Genomic DNA, 21,551 nt, shown 5'->3' with positions numbered 1-21,551 from the left:
AGATATGTAAAAGGAGGCTTTTTTCTAATGAATAATGATCATAATGGTAAAAATGAAAAATTCGAACAAGAAGAAACCTTGACCAATCGCCAAGGACATCCGGTTACTAATAATCAAAACATACGAACAGTAAGCAACAGAGGACCAGCGACACTAGAAAATTATGATTTTATTGAAAAAATTAGTCACTTCGACCGTGAGCGTATTCCAGAAAGGGTCGTGCATGCACGAGGTGCTGGCGCTCATGGTTATTTTGAAGCGACCGGCATGGCAGGTGACGAACCAGTATCTAAATATACAAGGGCAAAACTTTTCCAGGAAAAAGGGAAAAAAACACCCGTGTTTGTTCGTTTTTCATCTGTTATCCATGGTGGTCACTCTCCGGAAACACTGCGAGATCCGAGAGGGTTTGCAACAAAATTTTATACAGAAGAAGGGAATTGGGACTTAGTAGGAAATAATTTAAAAATATTTTTTATTCGGGATGCGATGAAGTTTCCTGACATGGTGCATGCATTTAAACCAGACCCATTAACCAACATTCAGGATGCAGAGAGGTTTTTTGATTTTTGTGCTAATTCACCTGAAAGTTTTCATATGGTCACATTTCTCTATTCACCTTGGGGAATACCGGCAAACTATCGCCAAATGCAAGGCTCGGGTGTGAATACATATAAATGGGTTAACGAAAATGGGGAAGCGGTACTTGTAAAGTATCATTGGGAACCGAAGCAAGGGATTAAAAATTTAACACAAGAGGAAGCCGAACAGATTCAAGCAAAGAATTTCAATCATGCTACACAAGACTTATATGACGAAATTGAAAAAGGTAATTATCCTGAATGGGATTTTTTCGTTCAAATCATGAGTGATGATGCGCATCCAGAATTAGATTTTGACCCCTTGGATGATACAAAATTATGGCCGGAGGATCAATTTCCATGGCTTCATATTGGTAAGATGGTGTTAAATAAGAATCCGGAAGATTATTTTAATGAAGTCGAACAAGTTGCCTTCGGAACAGGGGTACTCGTTGATGGTCTTGATTTTTCTGATGATAAAATGTTGCAAGGTCGAACATTTTCTTATTCAGATACGCAAAGATATCGTGTTGGACCTAACTACTTGCAATTACCTATTAATAAGCCGAAAACAAATCAAGCGACAAATCAACGTGGAGGACAGATGTCTTACTATGTCGATAAAGCACCTGGCCAAAATCCGCATATTAACTACGAACCATCTAGTTTAGGTGGTTTAAAAGAATCAGAGCAATTCGGTAAAGAGCATACACCAAAAATTAGTGGTGAGCTCGTTCGAGAATCGATTGATCGTGATGATAATACAAAACAGGCAGGACATACCTTCCGTGAATTTGAAGACTGGGAAAAAGATGAACTGATATCAAACTTAGTGAATGACCTTTCCACATGTGCTAAGGTGTTACAAGATAAAATGATTACATTAGCTGAATCAGCGGATGATGAATATGGCAAGAGGCTAAGAGAAGGTTTAGCGAATGCTCGGAAAGAGGAAGGGATGCATAAAGGTCGTCCACTTGGTGATAAAGATGGCGATGACGCACCCGGACATGCTGAACAGATGGGGCATGATGCAGATCGTTATTAATGAAAGGAGGGCTTGTTGCCCTTCTTTTTATTTTATTGGAATTATAAAGTACCTATGAGCGTTACTCACGTAATTAAGGCTATGAAAAAGGGTTGTTAGGGTAGAAAATAGATTCCTTTAGATTATCAGGCAGCTATATTTTTACGTTTTGAATATGGTTGGTATATGCTTTTATTAGGAAAGGGGTTGTCATAATGTGTGGTCGATTTACTTTATCTGAAGAAGTGTTCATTCTACAAAAAACATTTGAGTTTTATTATCATGATGCAGCGGATTTACCCAGGTATAATATTGCACCGGGGCAAAAAATTTTAGCTATAGTAGAGGAGCAAGGAGAGAAAATTGGGAGGAAAATGACATGGGGTTTCAAACCACCATGGGCAAAAGCAAAACGTAATAGCACTTCATTCATTAATGCACGTGCAGAAACAGTGGATGAGAAACCTAGCTTTAAGCACTCTTTCCATACAAGGCGCTGTTTAGTCTTAGCTGATGGCTTTTATGAATGGAAGAAAATAGAAGGTGGTAAAAGCCAGCCTTTTCATTTTACATTGCTTGAAAAAAAGCCGTTTGCGATGGCGGGAATCTGGAGCGAATATAGAAAAGGGGACGAACTTTTTACATCATGTTGTATTTTAACTACAGCAGCAAATGAGATCATGTCGTCTGTTCATCATCGTATGCCGGTCATGTTAACAGGTAATGAAGGGGATAAGTGGATGTATAGCAAAGATAAAAAACAGCTGAAATCATTATGCAAACCTTTTCAAAGTGGTGAAATGCAAATGGTTAAAGTCTCAGAATTGGTGAATTCTGTGCATAATGATTATCCTGAGCTACTGAATAGTTTATAATCTAAAAAATTGTTCAAGAGCTCCTTCTTGAACAATTTTAGAATGGTTGTACGAGAGGATGTGGATGGCGTATAAAGAATCCACCATCGCTATAATCAATCATTGTATCCTGTAGATAAGGTAAATCTGTAGGGTGGTATATGACTTGCACTGTATCATTTGTATAGATAGCGTCTTGTGTTGTGATTGTATCGGTTAGTGTAAGGTCATATTTCCGCTGGTTACAACAAGGGGTCGTAATTCGAAAGCGAATCATCACTTTGTCTTGACCGCTCCAATCTAAGAGTGCCTGTGTGGCCTCTTTTGTAATTGCAAACAAGTTACTCAACTCCTGTTTTTTTGCGCTCTGAATTTTATTAACTTCTCTTTAAATTGAGACCATCGCTTGATTCGAATTGTCTTTTCATCATTTTCATGGGTTTGATAAAAAAGTGAACGACGAACTACATAATGTATAACTTCTTCAATGATAATTAGTCCTACTAAAATACTTAAGGCAATAGTTAACCAAATTGGCAATTATAACCCTCCTAATAGTGGGAATATATTAATCAGTATGAGGAAAATCTGAGATGGCTTTAATATTCATTTTATCATATTTTTCGTACAACATGGTTGTATTATGGCTGGATCAATAAAAAAAGAAACGAGCTCATTCCACTATTACTTGGAATGGAGTTCGTTTCTTTATATATAAATATTTTATATCTTTACATATAAATGGTTACGTAAATAGAAATAAAAAGATCAACGTTCCGTAAATCTCTACATAATTAGTCAGAATTTAACAAAATAGTCCGATTTAACTGTTTTGTACAAGGCGAAGAAGTTTATGTGCATCATCTCCTGTAAGAGCCGCATAATACTCCCATATCTCGTCTCTTAATAAGTCGAGTTCAATAATTTTTTTCGCTAATTGAACTGCTTCTTCATTTTCCATTTGTTAAATCCCCCAATTAATTTTGATTATTTAATTGATAAGTGTTTTTTTGATAATCCTTCAAGTTCAGAGAGTGTTAAGCTTTGAAGTTTCTGATCGTGCAAACCGTATTCTTGTAATAACTTAATCAAATAATTTCGTTTCTTTTCCACCGCTTTACGTAAATATTGCATTTTTATCTGCTCCTTTAAATGGATGATGATGTCATTCTAAAACGTTTGTTATAAAAAATCATCTGAATTGTAAGATAATCTAACATGGTTTATTTTATGTTATTTTTTTTAACATAACTAGTGAAATTTTTTAACAATTCTGTATAATAGAAATAAAACCTTGAAATAGGGTGGTCTGCAGATGGAAAATGAATGGTCATATAAGGAAAGAAAAGTCATTTCAATTGGCGCTGTTAGTGAACTTACTGGATTAAGCGAAAGACAAATTAGATACTATGAAGAACGAAAATTGATATTTCCTTCAAGGTCTGATCGTGGTAATCGCAAATATTCTTTTTCGGATGTAGAAAGGTTAATAGATATTGCAAATAAACGAGAAGAAGGTGTGAGAACAGATGAAATTCGTATGGAGTATAAAAAAGAAAAGGTGAAAGAAGATCGCGAAACAAGAAAGAAAATGATACAAGGACAACTCAATGCGAGATTTATGGGGCAGAATAATGGAAAGAGATTTAGTTGATATTTGAAAAGAATAGAAGGTGGCAGGGTTCTTTAAAACGGGATGACGAAAGTAGTCTCCGTTTTAAAGCCCTTTTTTTATCTCGTATGTTACAGAATATGCCGTTAATGGTATTCTGTTATATATGATGACATAAATACATATTCTATGAGAAATGAAGGCTGTCCCTCAATATTGGTTTTAGAAGGGATTAGTAAAATAATTCTGTATTTCTTCTCAATACTTCCTTATTTTAACGAATTCGTATACGATGGATAAGCGTAATTGTGGACCTTCAGAATAAGGTTTTGACGACATGGAGGGATATTTCTTTGAGTAAAAATAATGAACATGTGTTTGAAGTAATTGAGCTTTGTTTATTAGCGGGTAAAATAATGCTGCAATCCGGAGCAGAGACATATCGTGTGGAAGACACAATGACGAGAATAGCGGGGGCATTAGGCATTCCTAATTCACATAGTTATGTTACTCCTACAGGAATTGTTTTTTCGACTGATGACACCAACCCAGCGAAATTAATAAGAATCTCAGAACGTTCTACAGATCTATATAAGGTGACATTAGTAAATGGTGTATCGAGAAAAGTAAGTAATGGCGAACTGACAAGACATGAAGCATTTGAAAAGTTAATGGAAATTGAAAAGGCAAATTATACATTTCCAATTTATCAACAGGTACTTGCAGCAGCTATTGCTAGTGCTTGTTTTATGATTATGTTTTTAGGCCAGTGGCATGATTTTTTTCCTGCCTTTATTACTGGTGGTGTTGGTTTCCTTTCTTTTATTTTTTTGCAGAGAGTAGTGCAAATTCGCTTCTTTTCTGAATTTCTGGCCTCTCTAATTATTGGTGTGATCTCGATGCTTTTTGTCAAAATCGGAATAGGTGAGCAACTGGATAAAATCATTATTGGTTCCGTTATGCCACTCGTACCTGGATTGCTGATCACTAATGCTGTGAGAGATTTAATGGCAGGGCATCTTGTTTCAGGTTTATCCAAGGGCGCAGAAGCGTTTTTAACAGCATTTGCTATAGGTGCTGGGGTTGCTGTTGTCTTTGCAACTATGAGTTAAATGAAAGTGAGGTGCGAAATACATGACAATGGTTATTACACATTTGTTTACAAGTTTTATTGCGGCAACATCGTTCGGTGTCATTTTTAATGCGCCAAGAAAATCATTATTGCGTTGTGGGTTTGTTGGTATGGTTGGCTGGATCATCTATATAATTCTTGTGAACAATCATTATGATGCGATCCCCGCTTCGTTAATTTCTGCAGTGTTCATTTCAGCAATTAGTCATATTTTCGCAAAAATCTATCGTACGCCAATAATTATCTTCAGTGTTGCTGGTATAATTCCATTGGTTCCAGGTGGTATTTCCTATGATGCAATGAGACATTTTGTGTTAAATGATTATAATATGGCCATCCAGTTGGCAGCAAAGGCATTTATGATATCAGGTGCGATTGCGGTGGGACTTGTCATTGCAGAAGTGTTTTTTCAATTGTTTATGAAAGCAAAACATAAAATAACATCCAGAAACACATAATAGAGAAGAGGTGCGCATAGCACCTCTTTTCTATTAATTAATGAAAAGATGTGAAAGCAGGATGAGACGTTTCATATTTTGTATTTGTTTTATGTTTCTTTTGCAAAATGAATCGGGGGTTCAAGCTTTAACTATAGAAAAAACGAACGTAACACAGCAACTCCATGAAATGAGTGTGGAGGAAAAAATAGGGCAAATGTTAATGATAGATTTTAATCAAACAGTCGGGAGCGGACAAATAGGTGTGAATGCTTCAATCATTCGGGTAATAGATCAAATCCAACCTGGTGGGATTATTTTTTTTAAGGAAAATATTCAATCGATGGAACAAACAAAGCGATTTACAACGGAATTACAACATCTCAATCGTGGAATTCCTTTCTTTATAGGCGTAGATCAAGAAGGTGGAGAAATAGTGAATCGTCTCCCTTTCTTAACAGAAATGCCAGGAAATATGGCATTGGGAGCTAGTAGTGATCTTGGACTTACAAAGCGTGTCGCCTCAGTATTAGGAAAGGAGTTGGATTCATTAGGTTTTAATATGAACTTCGCACCAGTGGTTGATATGAATAGTAATCCTTTAAATCCCATCGTAGGTGTCCGCTCTTTTGGGGAAAATCCATACTTAGTTGCAAAAATGAGTGCAGCTTTTATGGAGGGGCTCCATGAAGCAGGAATAGTTGCTGTAGCAAAGCATTTCCCAGGTCATGGTGATGTAACGGTTGATTCTCATAAAGGGTTACCCACTGTGTCTAAGTCTATCGAGCAATTAAAGAAAAATGAGCTCATACCTTATCGATATTTAATAGACAATGGTCTTCAATCCATTATGACTGCTCATATTGCGTTTCCGGCTATTGAGAAGTCAGTATATCCAGCATCGCTATCTCACGCTATAACAACGAATCTTCTGCGGCAAAGTCTTGGGTTTAATGGAGTAGTTATAACAGATGCCCTAAATATGCAAGCGGTAGCGAGCAATTTTACAGCAGCTGATGCCGCTATTTCTGCTGTTAATGCTGGTGCAGATATATTATTAATGCCAAGTGAAGCATTAACTGTTAAGCGGGCGCTGATAAATGCCGTCAAAACAGAGGTTATTAGTGAGGAAAGAATTGATTTATCTGTGCTAAGGATTCTAAACTTGAAAGCACAGTTATTTAAAGAGCATAACACGATTGATGTCATACGTGCTAAAGAACATCTTAAGGTAGAAAAAGAAGCGGCTGAAAAAGGGATTACAATTATAAAGCGAGATGAGACGCTCCCGATTCAAAAAAATGAGAGGGTGGCATTCATAGATGATGGCAGTAATCATCAATCGAACAAACGGTTAACTGAAATATTAGTTAAAGCGGGAATCACCGTTACAACCGAAGAAGAGGCAGAACGACTCATTTATATTTTACATCATAAAAAAGACGCGTTATTGAATAACAACCTACAAAAGGAAAAGAAGCCAATCATAGTGATTTCGACAACAACTCCTTATCACTATGAACAATGGGATTTTGTACAAGGATTTATTGCTACATTTAGTCAATCGAAAGCTAGTATACAGGCAGTAAGTGATTATCTTAGAGGGGAATTGTTAGCAACAGGATGTCTACCAGTTTCCATATACGATTCAACAGGAAAAGTGATTGTAATGAATGAAGAGCAGTGTAAATAAAGTAAAAAGGTATTGTAACTTTTATCTTCGAGGCATATAATCCAAGATATATTTTGAAAGTTAGGAGAATAGCATGTTTAGAAGATTTTTCACTTATTATTTACCTCATAAAAGACTATTTATTATTGATTTTAGTTGTGCTATTATCGTTGCTCTACTAGAATTAGCTTTTCCATTAGCTGTTAGTTGGTTTGTAGATGAATTACTACCAACCAACAATTGGTCAATGATTGTTGCGGTTAGTGCGGGTTTGTTTGCTCTTTATTTTACGAGTACTGGGCTACATTTTGTTGTTAACTACTGGGGACATAAACTTGGTATTAATATTGAAACAGATATGAGACAGCAATTATTTACACATGTGCAGAAGCAATCCTTTCGTTTCTTTGATAATACGAAAACCGGTCATATTATGAGCCGGACAACCAATGACTTAATGGATATTGGTGAGTTAGCCCATCATGGACCAGAAGACCTTTTTATTGCAGCGATGACTTTTGTCGGCGCTTTTTGGATCATGTTAACTATTAATGTGAAACTTGCATTGGTAGCAATATTTATTGTACCGTTCCTCGTATGGCTCATCGCATATTGTAATATTTCTATGAATAAAGCTTGGAAAAGAATGTATACAGAAATTGCCGAAGTGAATGGTAGGGTAGAAGATAGTGTTTCTGGTGCCCGTGTTGTTCAGTCTTTTACAAATGAAGCTTTTGAAATTGAAAGATTTACAAAGGATAATAGAAGGTTTCGTTCGGCTAAACTTCGTGGCTATAAAGTCATGGGGATCACATTATCTGGCGTCTATTTCCTCACGAGAGTGTTAATTCTGTCTGTTTTAGTTTTTGGTGCTTGGTTAGCTTTCAATAATCAGTTAGCACCAGGAGAGTTGGTCGCTTTTGTATTGTATGCTAATCTTTTATTAAAGCCGATTGATAAAATTAGTGCGTTAATGGAGCTCTATCCAAAAGGAATGGCAGGGTTCAAGCGTTTCACAGAAATGATTGATCAAGAACCAGATATAAATGATAAGCCTGATGCAATAGAAGTTGATTCATTACACGGGAATATTACCTTTAACGATGTCACATTCGGGTACAATGATACTCAAAAAGTTTTACAAGAGTTGAATTTTCATATTCAATCTGGACAAACGGTGGCCTTTGTTGGTCCTTCAGGCGCTGGAAAGTCTACGATTTGTTCCTTAATACCTAGATTTTATGATGTTGATAAAGGAACCATTACGATTGATGGTATCAACATTCAAGATATGACGAAAAACTCTTTAAGAAATCAAATTGGTATCGTTCAACAAGATGTCTTTTTGTTTACAGGCACCATTAAAGAGAATATTGCTTATGGCAAGTTGGATGCAACGGAAGAGGAAATCATATTAGCAGCAAGTAAAGCCCACCTAACGCAATGGATTGATACGTTACCTGATGGTTTCGAGACACAAGTTGGCGAGAGAGGGTTAAAACTTTCTGGGGGACAAAAGCAACGTTTAGCCATTGCGAGAATGTTTTTGAAAAATCCACCGATTTTAATCTTAGATGAAGCCACTTCAGCACTTGATACCGAAACTGAAAAACTCATTCAGTCGGCCTTAACTGAGTTATCTAAAGACCGAACGACACTTGTTATAGCCCATAGATTTGCCACGATTAAAAATGCCGATAAAATCATGGTTGTTACTGAGGATGGTATAACCGAAGAAGGAACTGAAGAAGAGTTACTCGCTCTTGAAGGGATTTTTGCGAACCTACATCATGTGCAGTACCAATAAATAAAGGTTGTCAAAGTGAAGATTATTTATCATAATAAAAGATATGTGAAATTTAAAGAAAGACTTGTTTACCCGGTAGAAAGAATGTGGCTTTTCTTTCTCTGGGTTTTATTATGCCCAAAAGATAAGGAGGATGACAATGAAGATGAGAGTTTCTAGTGTGCAGTATCATTTGCATACGATTCGTTCGTTTGAGGATTTTGCTCGTCAATGCAAACACTATATTCTTACTGCAAAAGAGTTTGATTCTGAGTTTGTATTGTTTCCAGAATTTTTTACAACTCAATTACTATCAATTGGTAGTGAAACGGGTGAGAGTTTATCCATTGCAGAATTACCAGGTTTTACGAAACAATATCAATCGCTGTTTACTCAATTAGCTGCCGAAACAAATATGCATATGATTGCAGGGACTCACGTAATCAGGCGAAATAATCGTCTCTATAATATGGCCCATCTTTTTTACCCGGATGGACGGATAGAAGAACAAGCAAAGCTTCATTTGACACCGACTGAAATATATGAATGGGGCATAACAAAGGGTGAAGACTTAAAAGTTTTCGATACAGAAAAAGGTAGGATTGCGATTCTTACATGTTATGACATAGAATTTCCTGAGATTGTCCGCATGGCAGTAGCGAAAGGGGCAGATGTTATTTTTTGTCCTTCGTGTACCGATGACCGCCATGGTTTTCATCGCGTCAGATACACTTCTCACGCAAGAGCAATCGAAAATCAAATCTATGTAGTAGGTGCAGGGACGGTGGGATCACTTCCCACAGTTGATTTTATGCGTGCAAATTTTGGACAAGCAGCTATCATGACACCAAACGATATACCCTTTCCTCCGCAAGGTGTTTTAGCTGAGGGGGAATTAAATAATGATATGATTATTACAGCTGACATCGATCTTCATTTATTGGATGAAGTAAGAAAAAAAGGATCTGTTACAACTTGGCGTGACCGAAGAACAGATTTATATTATGATTGGGAAAAGGCAAGATAGGATTATTGAACATGTCATTGATTTTCCACTAAAAACAGTGAGTATATGTCCATACTTAGGGAGAACCCTGAGGTAAACAAACGAGTCAAAAACACAGTAACAGATAAAAATAGGATTGGATTAAATTATGGTTTCGATAGGCGGTGTTGTGGTGAAAAAATATCCTGGCTTTCTTCTTATATTTATAGGTATTGTTTTACTGTATTTTTCCTTTAAACTAGATGTTTCGCCAATCGTAGCGATTCTATTATTGCTTTCAAGTTTAATCGCTAATATCGCAGGTACGGTTATATTAGTAAAGCTAATTATTACTATTCAAAGGAAAGCAGCCGAATTGAATAAAGAAGAATGATTGGTAGGGTTCGCTCTATGTTCGAACTACCTTACGAGTATGATGCTGAGAATTCAATTAAAGGCAATCACTTAATAAATATATATGAGTACCAAGGGATAGAAAAAGTCAGTTCCGTAAATGAGTGTTAACGGGACTGACTTTTTCTTTTTATCTATTTTCTTTATCAGTTTATCTCTATTATTCAATCTCCATCTTTTTTTCTGTACCATCAGCAAATATACGGTATTCTTCAATTTTCTGCTCATCGTTTACATAATAGAGTGCTGCACTTCTAATATTTTCCTCATCATCAAAATCAAAGTATATAATGGCCTCTAATTGTTTATTTTTTAACGCATCCATATCGACGAGCTGATAATCAGCATCTAATGAATAATGTTCATCATGTTTAAAATCATAGCGAAAAGAGGGTAAGCCGTACATATCATCCTTCATTTTTTGATCGGGTTGACCAAACTGATCGATTACGTCTTGTTCTGTCAGGTCGCTATGTAGTTTATCTTTTAATGTCGAAACGATATTTGCTTGTTCTTGAGTAGTCTCATTTTCAACTGTAGTATCCTTTGCTGCCACCGGTTCCCCATTTGGTACCCCAGTTAAGTTCAGAAATAGGACGAATGTTAGGACGGATAAGGAAAGTATAAACTTAAACATTTAATCTCCTCCGTTTATATTTTCTGTTTCTACTATTCATATTTCCTTTTATACACTTTCAAAACATCAATTCAACAATTAATAGAAAGTTTTTGCTATACAATCTTTATGTATAGGTTTGTTATAATAGAAGAACATTTGAAAAAAGGAGCATGATTTGTGGAATTGAACCTCACTGACAAGATGATTATTGAAAGATGTGGAGCTGTTTCTTATAAGCGCGGTAAAGCTTTTTTCTCTGCAGGGAAAGTCAACTTTATAACAGAAGAAGAAAACAAAATCTATGCAGTTGTTAAAAGCGGAGAACACTTCAATGTGGAAGTAGAACGGACAGATGGTGAGATACAATCAAAGTGTAGTTGCCCTCAACTCTCTTCTTATCGTAAAGAATGTCAGCATCTAGCAGCCGTTTATATTGCCTGTCAAAAAAAGAACAGAGTGAGAGCGGACTCAGATGCGAATCAACTATTCTCCTTATTTGCAAAAGAGATTCCGGAAGTAAATGAACAAGCCCATTTTGAGTATAGAAAAAAATTAGAAATCCATATACAATGCCGTACGGTGACATGGAAAAATGAAGCAAGGCTAGCGCTATCATTTATCTATCAAGGTCTACCTATTTCCTCCCCTCATGATTGGTTCCGTTCTTTTATGCAAGGAAGGGTTTACAAAGAAAGTAATGGACTTCGTTTGGATGCTAGTAAACATTATATAGCCGAACCAATCGTCAATATTATGCAACTATTAGAGAATGCAGAAAGAAAGCACGAATGGTTATTCATTCCTTCATTAACTTGGGAAAAAGTAATGGAGAACATCATTCGGTTAGGTAATAGTCACTTTATAGAAGAGAACAAACAGTTACAAACGATGAGATTATCAGATCAACCTTTACCCATCATTTTTGAACTCTCTTATAACGAAGAAGAAAATATGGCTATTTTATCTTACAATCACAATGATTCTTTTCAGCTTTTACCATATTATCAAGCTGTATATAAAGAGGGATGCTTTTATCATTGGCCTAACCATGACTTTAGACGTTTAACTGAATTGTTAAAGATGATGCAGAAGGATGAGAAATTGATGATTGCTGATGAACAAATCTCATTTTTCTTAAATAAAGTAGTGCCTGGGTTAAAGAAGCTTGCGACCATAACCATAGCTGATACGCTTAAAAAACAATATATGCAAGCCCCCCTAGTGGCAAAGCTTTATTTAGATCGCTTAAATCATAAATTATTAGCTAGTCTGGAGTTTCATTACGGCAAATTAAGTTTTAATCCATTAGATGAAGAAAAAGCTAAAAAGGTTCTTTTTAGAAATAAAGAAGACGAGGAGCAAATCCTCTCTTTAATGGAGCAGGCCTCTTTTACAAAAACGGATGAAGGTTATTATATTCAAAATGAAGAATTGGAATATCATTTTTTAATGCATATTTTACCTGATTTACAAGAGCTTGTACGTATATACACGACGACAGCCATAAAGATGAGGATTGATAAAGGTAAAACGCGTCCAGTTATTAGAGTGAAAATGAAAAAAGATCGAATGAATTGGCTGCAATTTAAATTTGATATTGAAGGAATTCCTGAGCAAGAAATTAAAGAAATCCTAAGTGCAATTGAACATAAACGAAAATACTATCGCCTCAAGAACGGGGCATTATTATCATTAGAAACAGAAGATTATCAACAAATTAAGGCTTTTTTGAACGAAGTACCTCTGCAAGCTGAAAATTGGAGTGAAACGACACTTGCTCGTGGCTTACAGCTTATTGCAAAAACGAAGGAAGATACGATTGCCTTTGAAGCATCTATAAGAAATTTTCTTCAAGATTTTAAAAATCTTAAAGAAGAAGACTACCCTCTACCAGGGAATTTTTCGTCCATATTAAGGCCCTATCAAATGGAAGGTTATCAGTGGATGAGAAAGCTGGCAGAAAACCAATTTGGTGGAATTTTAGCAGACGATATGGGGCTTGGGAAAACAATACAAGCGATTACTTTCATCTATTCTTATATAGATGAAATAAGACATAATCAGTCACCTGCTCTTATTGTATGCCCCTCAGCCGTACTTTACAATTGGTTACAAGAATGGATGAAGTTTGTACCGGATATGAAAGTTGTGATTTTAGATGGCAAACAGAGCGAAAGACAATTATTACGTAAAGATATTCATGTAGCAGATGTAGTTATTACATCATATACGTTAATAAGGAAAGACATTCATTGGTTGAGAAATGAACGTTTCCACACGATTATCTTTGATGAAGCACAAAGTTTTAAAAACCCATTAACTGAAACACATAAATCTGTAAAACAATTATCATCACAATATAAGTTTGCGCTAACAGGTACACCAATTGAAAATGCAATCGAGGACTTATGGTCTGTCTTTCATATTATCTTCCCAGATTTATTTCTCGGCTTACAACAATTTAGTGAACTAAATAACGCTGCGATTGCCCGAATAATTCAACCTTTTGTTTTACGAAGAATGAAAACAGAGGTATTGGAAGAGCTTCCAGTTAAGGAAGAAAAAATCGAAAGAATAGATTTATATAAAGAACAACAAAAAATTTATTTAGCGTATCTAGCCAAATTGAAAGAAGATACATTAAAGCATTTAGATAAACGGACGTTAAGGAAAAATCGTATTAGAATTTTAGCAGGACTAACGAGGTTAAGACAGTTATGTTGTCACCCGGCATTATTTGTAGAAGACTATCAGGGACGATCAGCTAAACTAGATCAATTATTGACTTTATTACAAGAAGCCAAACAGGCGAATCGCCGTGTGCTCATTTTCTCTCAATTTACGAGCATGCTTGAAATAATCAGTAGTGAACTCTCCTTTCAAGGGAAAGAATTCTTTTATTTAGATGGTCATACAACCGCAAAGGAAAGAGTAGAAATGTGTGAACGGTTCAATAGCGGGGAAAAGAATCTCTTTCTGTTATCATTAAAAGCTGGTGGCACTGGTTTGAATTTAACAGGTGCAGACACTGTTATTTTATATGACACATGGTGGAATCCAGCGGTTGAAAGCCAGGCAGCGGACCGTGCCTACCGCATCGGTCAAAAAAAAGATGTTGTAGTCGTGAAATTAATCGCTAAAGGTACGATTGAGGAAAGAATGGAAGAAATGCAGTATCGCAAAAAAGATTTAATTCATACAATCCTTGACCGGGAAACAGAAGACTTTCTTACGGAAGAGGATCTATTACATCTTTTAGATATAAGAGACTAATGGGTCTCTTTTTTTTGTTTCTGGTCTCTTGATTAGGTGTTATAAAGGCAAGTAATATTCCTAGTTCATTCATTTAATGTGGTTCACTCTTTTGAATAAAAGAAGAAAGTCTACCAATTTTAAATGGGAATTCTATAGTTTTCGCTAGCTAGCTCACTCAAAATAATATAACTCACTACCTTTACGCATTTATTTAACCTGTGTTTGTTCTAAAAGAGTTAATCATTGAAATGTTGAAGTGAATATGTTTTCATGGAGACTGGATTAAATAATTGAAATAACTAGATTTTTACAGATGATGGAGTATCATCCCTCTTTATTAGGCCAAAGAGATTAGGAGAAAGGTGCAAAAAAATACAAGTTTTTAGGAAAAAGTTTCAGTTTGTAATAAAAAAATGATGAAATATGTCGGATTAGTAATATATTTGTAACATTGCTATTACCTGAATGTCAAAAAGGGATGATATAATGCATTTTGTACTAGATAATATACCGACATATAAAAGTGAACTATAGTAAAAAAAACATAGAAAAATAGACAATATAGATTAAACATACATAAAAAGGAAAAATGTTAAAAAGGCAGGGGAAAATGAGTGAAGAAAAAGATTATCGCATTAAACACAACAATTATGTTAGGCCTTGGAGCCTTCGCACTTCCAGCAGTGAACGCAGAATCTCTGGATGACATTAAAAAAGAACGCTCTGATGTCAAATCTGATCTTTCTAAAGCAGAAAAAGAACTTGCAGCTGTATTAACAGAATTAAATGGTTTAGAAGAGAAAATCGCAAAAGTAGACCAAGCAGTAGCCGATAACGAGAAAATTGTTAAAGAAACAGAAAAAGAAATTGAAGAAGCTAAAGCAAAAGTAAAAAAACTTGAAGAAGAAATTAAAGTCATTCAAGAAAGAATTGACAAGAGAAGTGAAATCTTAAAAGAGCGCGCAGTGGCTATCCAAAATAGTGGTGGTTCTAACGTTAACTATATTGAAGTCCTTCTAGGTTCTACTAGCTTCAGTGATTTTGTTGATCGTGTTGGTGCGATTTCTAAAATTGTCGATGCAGACGAAGAATTATTAATTCAACATGATAAAGATAAAAAAGAAGTAGAAGAAAAGAAAGCAACAGTAGATAAAGAGTTAACTACACTAAATGAAAAAATGACTGATCTTGAAGGTATGCGCGAGCAACTAAAAGAACAGGAAGCACAAAATGATAAGCTAAAAGCTGAATTAAAAGAAAAAGAAGAAGTTGCAGCTGAAAAAAAATCTAAGTTACAAGCTAAAGATGTTGATCTAGCAGCAATGCAAGCTGATATTGAGAGCAGCATGGCGAGACAAGCTCCTGTAGAAGCAAGTGTTACAAATAATGAATCAACTTCAACTGCAAATACTACAAACTCTAATAGTAGTTCTAAATCTAAGTCTTCAGCAAAGGCATCTTCTGCACCAGCATCTACAACTGTTGGTAGCGGTATGCAAGCAGTTATTTCAGCAGGTAATAAATACATCGGAAATTCAGTTTATGTATTTGGCGGTGGACGCTCAGCATCAGATATCGCTGCAGGCCGTTTTGATTGTTCTGGATTCGTACATTGGGCATTTGCTCAAGGTGGCTATAGTGTAGGTGCTAGTACGGATGCATTGAAGAATCAAGGTACACCAGTTCCAGCAAGCCAAATGCAACCTGGGGATATGGTATTCTTTAATACTTATAAAACAGATGGTCATGTTGGTATTTATATCGGTGGCGGTAAATTCATCGGTTCACAAAGCAGCACAGGTGTAGCCATTGCTGATATGTCAAGTGGTTATTGGGCAAAAGCATTTAACGGCCGCGTTAACCGCATCAACTAATCTATCATTTGAATTTTTGAAAGAGCGTCTTGTTACGAATGTAATAGGGCGCTTATTTATTTTATACCCAATTCTGTTCTCATCTTAAACATGGATCTTGAAACCTAATCATAATCGGTAAAAGAGAACAAATTAGTACTAAGTTGTATTATCCCATCAAATAATAGACCAGCACTTAAATGATTGTGGCGTTTGAAAACGTCCTGTTTATTCTCCTCAGCTATCGAATTCTCTATGTAAATAGGTGTCGAGTAAAATTGTCAACCTAACTTATCTTCTATAAGTAGTTATAAAATTATCAGTTAATTCAAAAAAAAGTTGCAATTATTCTTATTAGGTGTTTTAATAAAATTAACTTATCTGATATGTGATATATAACAGGATGTGATGATTTTGGCAATTGAAAAGATTGAGACAAAGAGAGTCTCACATATTATTGAAGAGAAGTTAGAGGAAATGATTCTCGATGGTCAATATCAAATAGGTGAAAAACTTCCATCAGTCCGCATGCTTTGTGAGTCTTTTGGTGTCGGGCGATCAGCGATTCGAGATGCAATCACTGCATTGAAAGGGAAGGGATTAGTTGAGGTAAAACAAGGAGAAGGTACTTATGTGAAGGCGTTTGATGTTCATACATTACTGGGGAGTAAGTATTGGAATTTGTATGAAAAGGATATACGAGAACTCTTTCAAGCACGTAAGATTGTCGAGGTAGGTTTAGCGGAATTAGCTGCCAATCACAGATCAGAAAAGGATGTAGAGGATTTACATTATATACTTACAGAAAAAAAGGGGTGGGAATCAGATTTTTTATTTCACCAAAAGCTTGCTGGTATTGGAGGTAATACAGTTTTAATGCAATTTATAGACTTCATATCCGCACCATTGAAGCAATCGCTAGTAAAATTCCATCAATATATACAGAACAGTAAAGAAAAAGGTTCAATCATTGAAACCCAACATATGAACATTTTCCAAGCAATTAAGGAACGAAATAGCAAAAAAGCTTCAGAAGAAATGCTGGCGCATTTGACCACAGTCGAAGACATGTTACAAGAGACATCTACTATGGAGTAAAAATTTTTCATTAATTGAGGAACGGTGTTTGGTAATAGCGAACAATAAGGAGGTAAGGAAATTGATGAATGAGGTGCTTTCTATAGTGGAGTATTTAACAGCTTATAAACTAGACTATGAAATGTCTCAAGCTGATTTGTATGGTAATAGTGGACAATACACCGTATATCCAACCTCAGAAGAAGAGTTAAGTGAAATTTTCGCATTTGTTCATAAACATCAATTCACAGTCAATATCCAAGGTGCTGGATCTAAAAGGGGGTACGGGGGATTAATTGATCAAGCTGATTTACTTATTTCAATGGAAAAGTTTACGGGGATCGTTGAACATCAAAGTGGAGATATGACTTTAACCGTTAAAGCAGGAACGAAACTTGAGGATATTCAACGTTATTTAGAGGATTTTAATCAAAAGTTAGCACTAGATCCCTTTATGCCTCACGTAAGTACAATTGGTGGTGTGATAGCAAGTAATGATAGTGGACCGAAGAGACTAAATTATGGATCGGCAAGAGACGCAGTCATCGGTTTAAGAGTAGTATACCCAGATGGTAAGGTGATTCGCACAGGTGGTAAAGTAGTAAAAAATGTTGCCGGCTATGACATGAATAAGTTGTTTATTTCTTCAATGGGGACACTTGGAGTGATAACAGAAGTCACAGTTAAATTACGTCCATTAGCAAAGAGTACAGCCACTTGCATCATATCTTTTCAAGGTGAAGATAGAAATACGATTTATTCTTTTACTAGAAATTTATTAAATAATAGTATTGAACCAATTAGTTGTGAGTTACTTGATCCAATTGTTTCTTATAAAATTAGCGGCATAAATAAACTATCTTTACTCATAAGCTTCGAAGATGTTGAAAAATCGGTGGAATATCAAATAAAGTATATTCAAAGTTTAATAGAAGAAGAAATGAATCTGATTGTTCTAAGAAATAGCGAGGAAAAACAGTTATGGGACCGACTTTATCAACTGCCTATTGATAAGGAGGCTGAACATAACAACGGTGAAAAGCTCTTTGCTGTTGCTAAAATAGGTACAATCAATCTAAACGTTATAGACATTCTCCTAAAAGTAATGGAGATTAGAAGAAATACCAACATTGATATTTATACGCATGGAGGAGTCGGTCATGGCTTGATGCAGCTATATATCAAGGGGGAAGAAAGAGAAATGATTGAAACGCTTACAAAAATGAGAGAAGTAACAAATGAAAATGGTGGTTATTTTATCATTAAACATTTACCGCTAGCTCAAAGGTTGGTGTTTGATACATGGGGAGAAACGAAAGGTGCTCATTATTTACTTGAAGGAATTAAAACGAAGGTCGATCCAAAAAAAATCTTAAACCGTAAACGTTATGTAGGGGGGATATAGGTGACAGTCTCACAACAAAAATCAAAGCAACCAGCTTGCAAAGACGGGGTGAGCAATTATTTGTGGAATGATGCGCCTGATGAAACGAAATGGGCAGATTGTGTGCATTGCGGGATGTGTTTAGAATCTTGTCCAACCTATGAGCAAACAGGTCAGGAACAGCATTCGCCAAGGGGGAGAGTTTATTTAATTAAGTCTGTGGCAGAAGGGAAATTAACGGTAAATGAAGAGTTTATGGATCCTGTATTTGCATGTTTAGATTGTCGAGCCTGTACAACAGCATGTCCGGCTGATGTTGATGTGGGTGGATTAATTGAAGAAGCACGAGGGCAAGTAAGGCAAGCTATTCCTCTAAAAGGATGGAAAAAGTCTGTAAACAAGTTATTTTTACATGGGATATTTCCACATGAAAATCGTCTGCAAACCTTAGGTGGACTGCTGAAGTTCTATCAAAAAAGTGGAATGCAAACATTGGTTAGAAAAACGAAGCTCATTCAAATAATGCCTAAACATTTAGTCGATATGGAAGGGGTTATGCCAAAGATTCATTCATCAGTAAAGAAAAAACATCGTAATGGGTCAGTAATTAAAGCAAAACAAGAAACTAAACGTGAAGTGGCGATGTTAACTGGTTGTGTAATGGATGTTATGTTTAGTGATGTCAATGAATCTACTATAAACGTGTTAACACGTAATGGTAATGATGTTCATATTCCTCAAAATCAAACCTGTTGCGGGGCCTTACATGTTCATGCAGGTGATCGAGATATGGGTAGAAAACTAGCAAAACAAAATATTCTTGCCTTTGAGAACGATGATACAGTAATTGTCAATGCAGCGGGATGTGGCTGTATGATGAAAGAATATGGTGAATTATTTAAAGAGGAGCCAGAGTGGCGAGAAAAAGCAGAAGCGTTAGCAGATAAAGTGGAGGACATCTCGAAGTTCCTTTATGATACTGGTTATGAAAAGCCAAAAGCTTCCTTGAATAAAAGAATTACTTATCACGATGCCTGCCATCTTGCTCATGGTCAAGGTGTGAGAGAGGAACCACGAGATTTGTTATTAAATATTCCTGGAGTAGAAATGGTCCATATGCCGAATGCAGATCGTTGTTGTGGGAGTGCAGGTATTTATAATATTACCAACCCTGAAATGGCGGGAGCTGTATTAGCAAGTAAAATGGAAAACGTGCCAGATGATGTCGAGATGATTTCCATGGGGAACCCCGGCTGTATGTTGCAAATGGCCATTGGTGTGAAAAATCATGGGCGCAGTCAAAAGGTTGTTCATACCGTTCAATTATTAGATTGGGCTTACCAAAAGGAGAGTAGAGGATGAAGAAATGGAAATTAAAAACAAAAGATCGACATATTCATGGACTCTCTCAATTGTTAAATGATAAACAAGCTATTCTTTATCATAAAGAAGATTTAATCAGTTATGATTGTGATGGGTTTACGATTCACAAATCATTACCAAGAGCGGTTGTTTTTCCTCATTCAACCGAAGAAGTGGCACGAATCGTCAAGTATTGTCATGATCATGCCCTACCTTTTTTAGCGAGAGGTGCAGGTACAGGATTGAGTGGTGGAGCGATTCCCCTTAATAATGAGGTCATTATTAGCATGGTTAAAATGAAAAGACTAATTGACATTGACCTTGATAATAGGAGAGCAGTTGTCGAGCCTGGTTATGTGAATTTGAAACTCACAAATCAAATTATTGAACGTGGGTATTACTATGCACCAGATCCATCGAGTCAATATTGCTGTACCATTGGTGGGAATGTGGCAGAGAATGCTGGAGGTGCCCATTGTTTAAAATACGGTGTGACAACAAACCACATTTTAGGGTTAGAATTAGTCCTACCAAATGGAGAAATAGTTGAAATCGGTAGAAACGGTGTTTTAGATGAACCTGGTTATGACCTATTAGGCCTTATTACAGGTTCAGAGGGTACATTAGGTATTGTAACAAAAATCATCGTCAGAATATTAAAAAATCCAGAAGGAAAACAAACCGTGTTAGCCTATTTTGATGATATTGAAGACGGTAGTCAAGCAGTATCGGATATCATTTCAGCAGGTATTGTTCCGGCAGCACTTGAAATGATGGATAAGACAGCTATTGAAGGAGTAGAAGCAGCGGCTTTTCCGGTTGGTCATCCGAAAGATATAGCAGCTGTTTTATTAATCGAAGTAGATGGTATTGCAGCAGGAATCGATGAACAAATTGAGCAAATTTTATCGGTTTGTCGCCATCGTAATGTTAGAGAGGTAAGAGCAGCAAAGGATGAAAAAGAACGGGCAGCATGGTGGGCTAATAGAAAAACAGGATTTGGCGCAATGGGGGCAATATCACCTGATTATCTTGTTCAAGATGGCGTTATCCCACGTAGTAAATTACCTGAAGTTCTTCGAAGAATTAATAAGATCAGTGAAGAATATGGTTTACGAATTGCCAACATATTTCATGCTGGGGATGGGAACTTACACCCGCTCGTTTTATTTGACGCGAGAGTTCCTGGTGAAACAGAGAAAGCGCTCGCAGCTGGTAGTGCTTGTCTAAAAGTGTGTGCAGATGTTGGTGGAACAATTACAGGTGAACATGGAGTAGGTATTGAAAAGAGAGAAGAAATGCGGTTCGTTTTCACTGATGAGGAAATTGCAGCGCAAACGGATATTCGATCTGTGTTTAATACGGATAATCTTTTGAATGCTGGCAAGTTATTTCCGTCTCCAAGTAGATGTGCAGAAGTGAAAAAAGAAATAAAAGAGAAAATTATTGGTTAAATAATAGTAAGAATAATCTAAAAATCGTTGAAGCGATCAGTCAATCA

20 protein-coding genes are annotated in these 21,551 nt (G+C 36.1%); 15 read left to right on the top strand and 5 right to left on the bottom strand.

Annotated features, from left to right (window positions below):
• The first annotated feature begins 27 nt into the window (after positions 1-27).
• Both LG276_RS13695 and LG276_RS13690 read left to right on the top strand, forming a co-directional pair.
• The gene (locus LG276_RS13695; protein WP_251161788.1) at positions 28-1,629 is read left to right on the top strand and encodes a catalase; all 1,602 of its coding nucleotides are present in this window, start codon (positions 28-30) and stop codon (positions 1,627-1,629) included.
• A gap of 194 nt (positions 1,630-1,823) precedes the next feature.
• Positions 1,824-2,483, top strand: coding sequence for an SOS response-associated peptidase (locus tag LG276_RS13690; protein WP_404292163.1), 660 nt, complete (start codon positions 1,824-1,826; stop codon positions 2,481-2,483).
• Positions 2,484-2,520: 37 nt separating this feature from the next.
• Here the strand turns inward: LG276_RS13690 and LG276_RS13685 are convergent, their stop codons facing one another.
• The 4 genes from LG276_RS13685 to LG276_RS13670 form a co-directional block, all read right to left on the bottom strand.
• Positions 2,521-2,802 (bottom strand): iron-sulfur cluster biosynthesis family protein, encoded by a 282-nt coding sequence (locus LG276_RS13685; RefSeq protein ID WP_224938448.1) that lies wholly within the window; start codon positions 2,800-2,802, stop codon positions 2,521-2,523.
• Positions 2,803-2,807: 5 nt separating this feature from the next.
• Positions 2,808-3,002, bottom strand: coding sequence for a hypothetical protein (locus tag LG276_RS13680; RefSeq protein ID WP_224938447.1), 195 nt, complete (start codon positions 3,000-3,002; stop codon positions 2,808-2,810).
• Between the two features lie 283 nt (positions 3,003-3,285).
• Positions 3,286-3,423 carry a hypothetical protein gene (locus LG276_RS13675; protein WP_180316959.1) on the bottom strand — a complete coding sequence of 46 codons (138 nt, stop codon included), beginning with the start codon at positions 3,421-3,423 and terminating at the stop codon, positions 3,286-3,288.
• Positions 3,424-3,449: 26 nt separating this feature from the next.
• Positions 3,450-3,596, bottom strand: a complete 147-nt coding sequence (locus LG276_RS13670; RefSeq protein WP_224938446.1) for a Fur-regulated basic protein FbpA — start codon at positions 3,594-3,596, stop codon at positions 3,450-3,452.
• A gap of 181 nt (positions 3,597-3,777) precedes the next feature.
• Here LG276_RS13670 and LG276_RS13665 point away from each other — a divergent pair, with 181 nt between their 5' ends.
• The 7 genes from LG276_RS13665 to LG276_RS13635 all read left to right on the top strand — a co-directional run bounded on the left by LG276_RS13665 (position 3,778) and on the right by LG276_RS13635 (position 10,480).
• Positions 3,778-4,116, top strand: a complete 339-nt coding sequence (locus LG276_RS13665; RefSeq protein WP_191817265.1) for a MerR family transcriptional regulator — start codon at positions 3,778-3,780, stop codon at positions 4,114-4,116.
• Between the two features lie 311 nt (positions 4,117-4,427).
• Positions 4,428-5,186 carry a threonine/serine exporter family protein gene (locus LG276_RS13660; RefSeq protein ID WP_285840846.1) on the top strand — a complete coding sequence of 253 codons (759 nt, stop codon included), beginning with the start codon at positions 4,428-4,430 and terminating at the stop codon, positions 5,184-5,186.
• 28 nt (positions 5,187-5,214) lie between these two features.
• A complete protein-coding gene (locus LG276_RS13655) occupies positions 5,215-5,664 on the top strand; it encodes a threonine/serine exporter family protein (RefSeq protein ID WP_224938506.1) in 450 nt (149 codons plus the stop codon).
• Positions 5,665-5,725: 61 nt separating this feature from the next.
• Positions 5,726-7,336 (top strand): glycoside hydrolase family 3 protein, encoded by a 1,611-nt coding sequence (locus LG276_RS13650; protein ID WP_251161786.1) that lies wholly within the window; start codon positions 5,726-5,728, stop codon positions 7,334-7,336.
• 73 nt (positions 7,337-7,409) lie between these two features.
• Complete coding sequence (locus LG276_RS13645; protein ID WP_224938443.1) at positions 7,410-9,122, top strand: ABC transporter ATP-binding protein; 1,713 nt, start codon at positions 7,410-7,412, stop codon at positions 9,120-9,122.
• A gap of 139 nt (positions 9,123-9,261) precedes the next feature.
• Positions 9,262-10,128 (top strand): carbon-nitrogen hydrolase family protein, encoded by an 867-nt coding sequence (locus tag LG276_RS13640; protein ID WP_224938442.1) that lies wholly within the window; start codon positions 9,262-9,264, stop codon positions 10,126-10,128.
• A gap of 151 nt (positions 10,129-10,279) precedes the next feature.
• The gene (locus LG276_RS13635; protein ID WP_224938441.1) at positions 10,280-10,480 is read left to right on the top strand and encodes a hypothetical protein; all 201 of its coding nucleotides are present in this window, start codon (positions 10,280-10,282) and stop codon (positions 10,478-10,480) included.
• A gap of 180 nt (positions 10,481-10,660) precedes the next feature.
• Here LG276_RS13635 and LG276_RS13630 read toward each other — a convergent pair whose 3' ends face one another.
• The gene (locus LG276_RS13630) at positions 10,661-11,137 is read right to left on the bottom strand and encodes a hypothetical protein (protein WP_251161785.1); all 477 of its coding nucleotides are present in this window, start codon (positions 11,135-11,137) and stop codon (positions 10,661-10,663) included.
• Between the two features lie 159 nt (positions 11,138-11,296).
• On the opposite strand from LG276_RS13630, the gene LG276_RS13625 reads away from it, so the two are divergent.
• From LG276_RS13625 to LG276_RS13600, 6 genes are all read left to right on the top strand, one after another.
• Complete coding sequence (locus LG276_RS13625; RefSeq protein WP_251161784.1) at positions 11,297-14,392, top strand: DEAD/DEAH box helicase; 3,096 nt, start codon at positions 11,297-11,299, stop codon at positions 14,390-14,392.
• A gap of 596 nt (positions 14,393-14,988) precedes the next feature.
• The gene (locus tag LG276_RS13620) at positions 14,989-16,248 is read left to right on the top strand and encodes a C40 family peptidase (protein WP_224938438.1); all 1,260 of its coding nucleotides are present in this window, start codon (positions 14,989-14,991) and stop codon (positions 16,246-16,248) included.
• A 393-nt stretch (positions 16,249-16,641) separates the two neighbouring features.
• Entirely contained in the window at positions 16,642-17,325 is a 684-nt protein-coding gene (locus LG276_RS13615; RefSeq protein ID WP_224938437.1) for a FadR/GntR family transcriptional regulator, read from the top strand.
• Positions 17,326-17,389: 64 nt separating this feature from the next.
• Entirely contained in the window at positions 17,390-18,709 is a 1,320-nt protein-coding gene (locus LG276_RS13610; protein WP_251162017.1) for an FAD-binding oxidoreductase, read from the top strand.
• Entirely contained in the window at positions 18,710-20,050 is a 1,341-nt protein-coding gene (locus LG276_RS13605) for a (Fe-S)-binding protein (RefSeq protein WP_095373007.1), read from the top strand.
• Positions 20,047-21,504: an FAD-linked oxidase C-terminal domain-containing protein gene (locus LG276_RS13600; protein ID WP_251161783.1), complete on the top strand. Its 1,458-nt coding sequence runs from the start codon at positions 20,047-20,049 to the stop codon at positions 21,502-21,504. The genes LG276_RS13605 and LG276_RS13600 overlap by 4 nt, the downstream gene beginning before the upstream one ends.
• The last annotated feature ends 47 nt before the right edge of the window (positions 21,505-21,551 follow it).

Source organism: Cytobacillus kochii (assembly GCF_044790165.1).
Lineage (GTDB): Bacteria > Bacillota > Bacilli > Bacillales > Cytobacillaceae > Cytobacillus > Cytobacillus kochii.
Note: the sequence above shows the minus strand (reverse complement) of the source record. Positions and strands in the feature narration are given on the sequence as shown.

Coding starts and splice junctions, on each gene's coding strand:
- LG276_RS13695 (WP_251161788.1), top strand. CDS start 28: ATGAATAATGATCATAATGGTAAAAATGAAAAATTCGAACAAGAAGAA.
- LG276_RS13690 (WP_404292163.1), top strand. CDS start 1,824: ATGTGTGGTCGATTTACTTTATCTGAAGAAGTGTTCATTCTACAAAAA.
- LG276_RS13675 (WP_180316959.1), bottom strand. CDS start 3,423: ATGGAAAATGAAGAAGCAGTTCAATTAGCGAAAAAAATTATTGAACTC.
- LG276_RS13670 (WP_224938446.1), bottom strand. CDS start 3,596: ATGCAATATTTACGTAAAGCGGTGGAAAAGAAACGAAATTATTTGATT.
- LG276_RS13665 (WP_191817265.1), top strand. CDS start 3,778: ATGGAAAATGAATGGTCATATAAGGAAAGAAAAGTCATTTCAATTGGC.
- LG276_RS13655 (WP_224938506.1), top strand. CDS start 5,215: ATGGTTATTACACATTTGTTTACAAGTTTTATTGCGGCAACATCGTTC.
- LG276_RS13650 (WP_251161786.1), top strand. CDS start 5,726: ATGAGACGTTTCATATTTTGTATTTGTTTTATGTTTCTTTTGCAAAAT.
- LG276_RS13645 (WP_224938443.1), top strand. CDS start 7,410: ATGTTTAGAAGATTTTTCACTTATTATTTACCTCATAAAAGACTATTT.
- LG276_RS13640 (WP_224938442.1), top strand. CDS start 9,262: ATGAAGATGAGAGTTTCTAGTGTGCAGTATCATTTGCATACGATTCGT.
- LG276_RS13630 (WP_251161785.1), bottom strand. CDS start 11,137: ATGTTTAAGTTTATACTTTCCTTATCCGTCCTAACATTCGTCCTATTT.
- LG276_RS13610 (WP_251162017.1), top strand. CDS start 17,390: ATGAATGAGGTGCTTTCTATAGTGGAGTATTTAACAGCTTATAAACTA.
- LG276_RS13600 (WP_251161783.1), top strand. CDS start 20,047: ATGAAGAAATGGAAATTAAAAACAAAAGATCGACATATTCATGGACTC.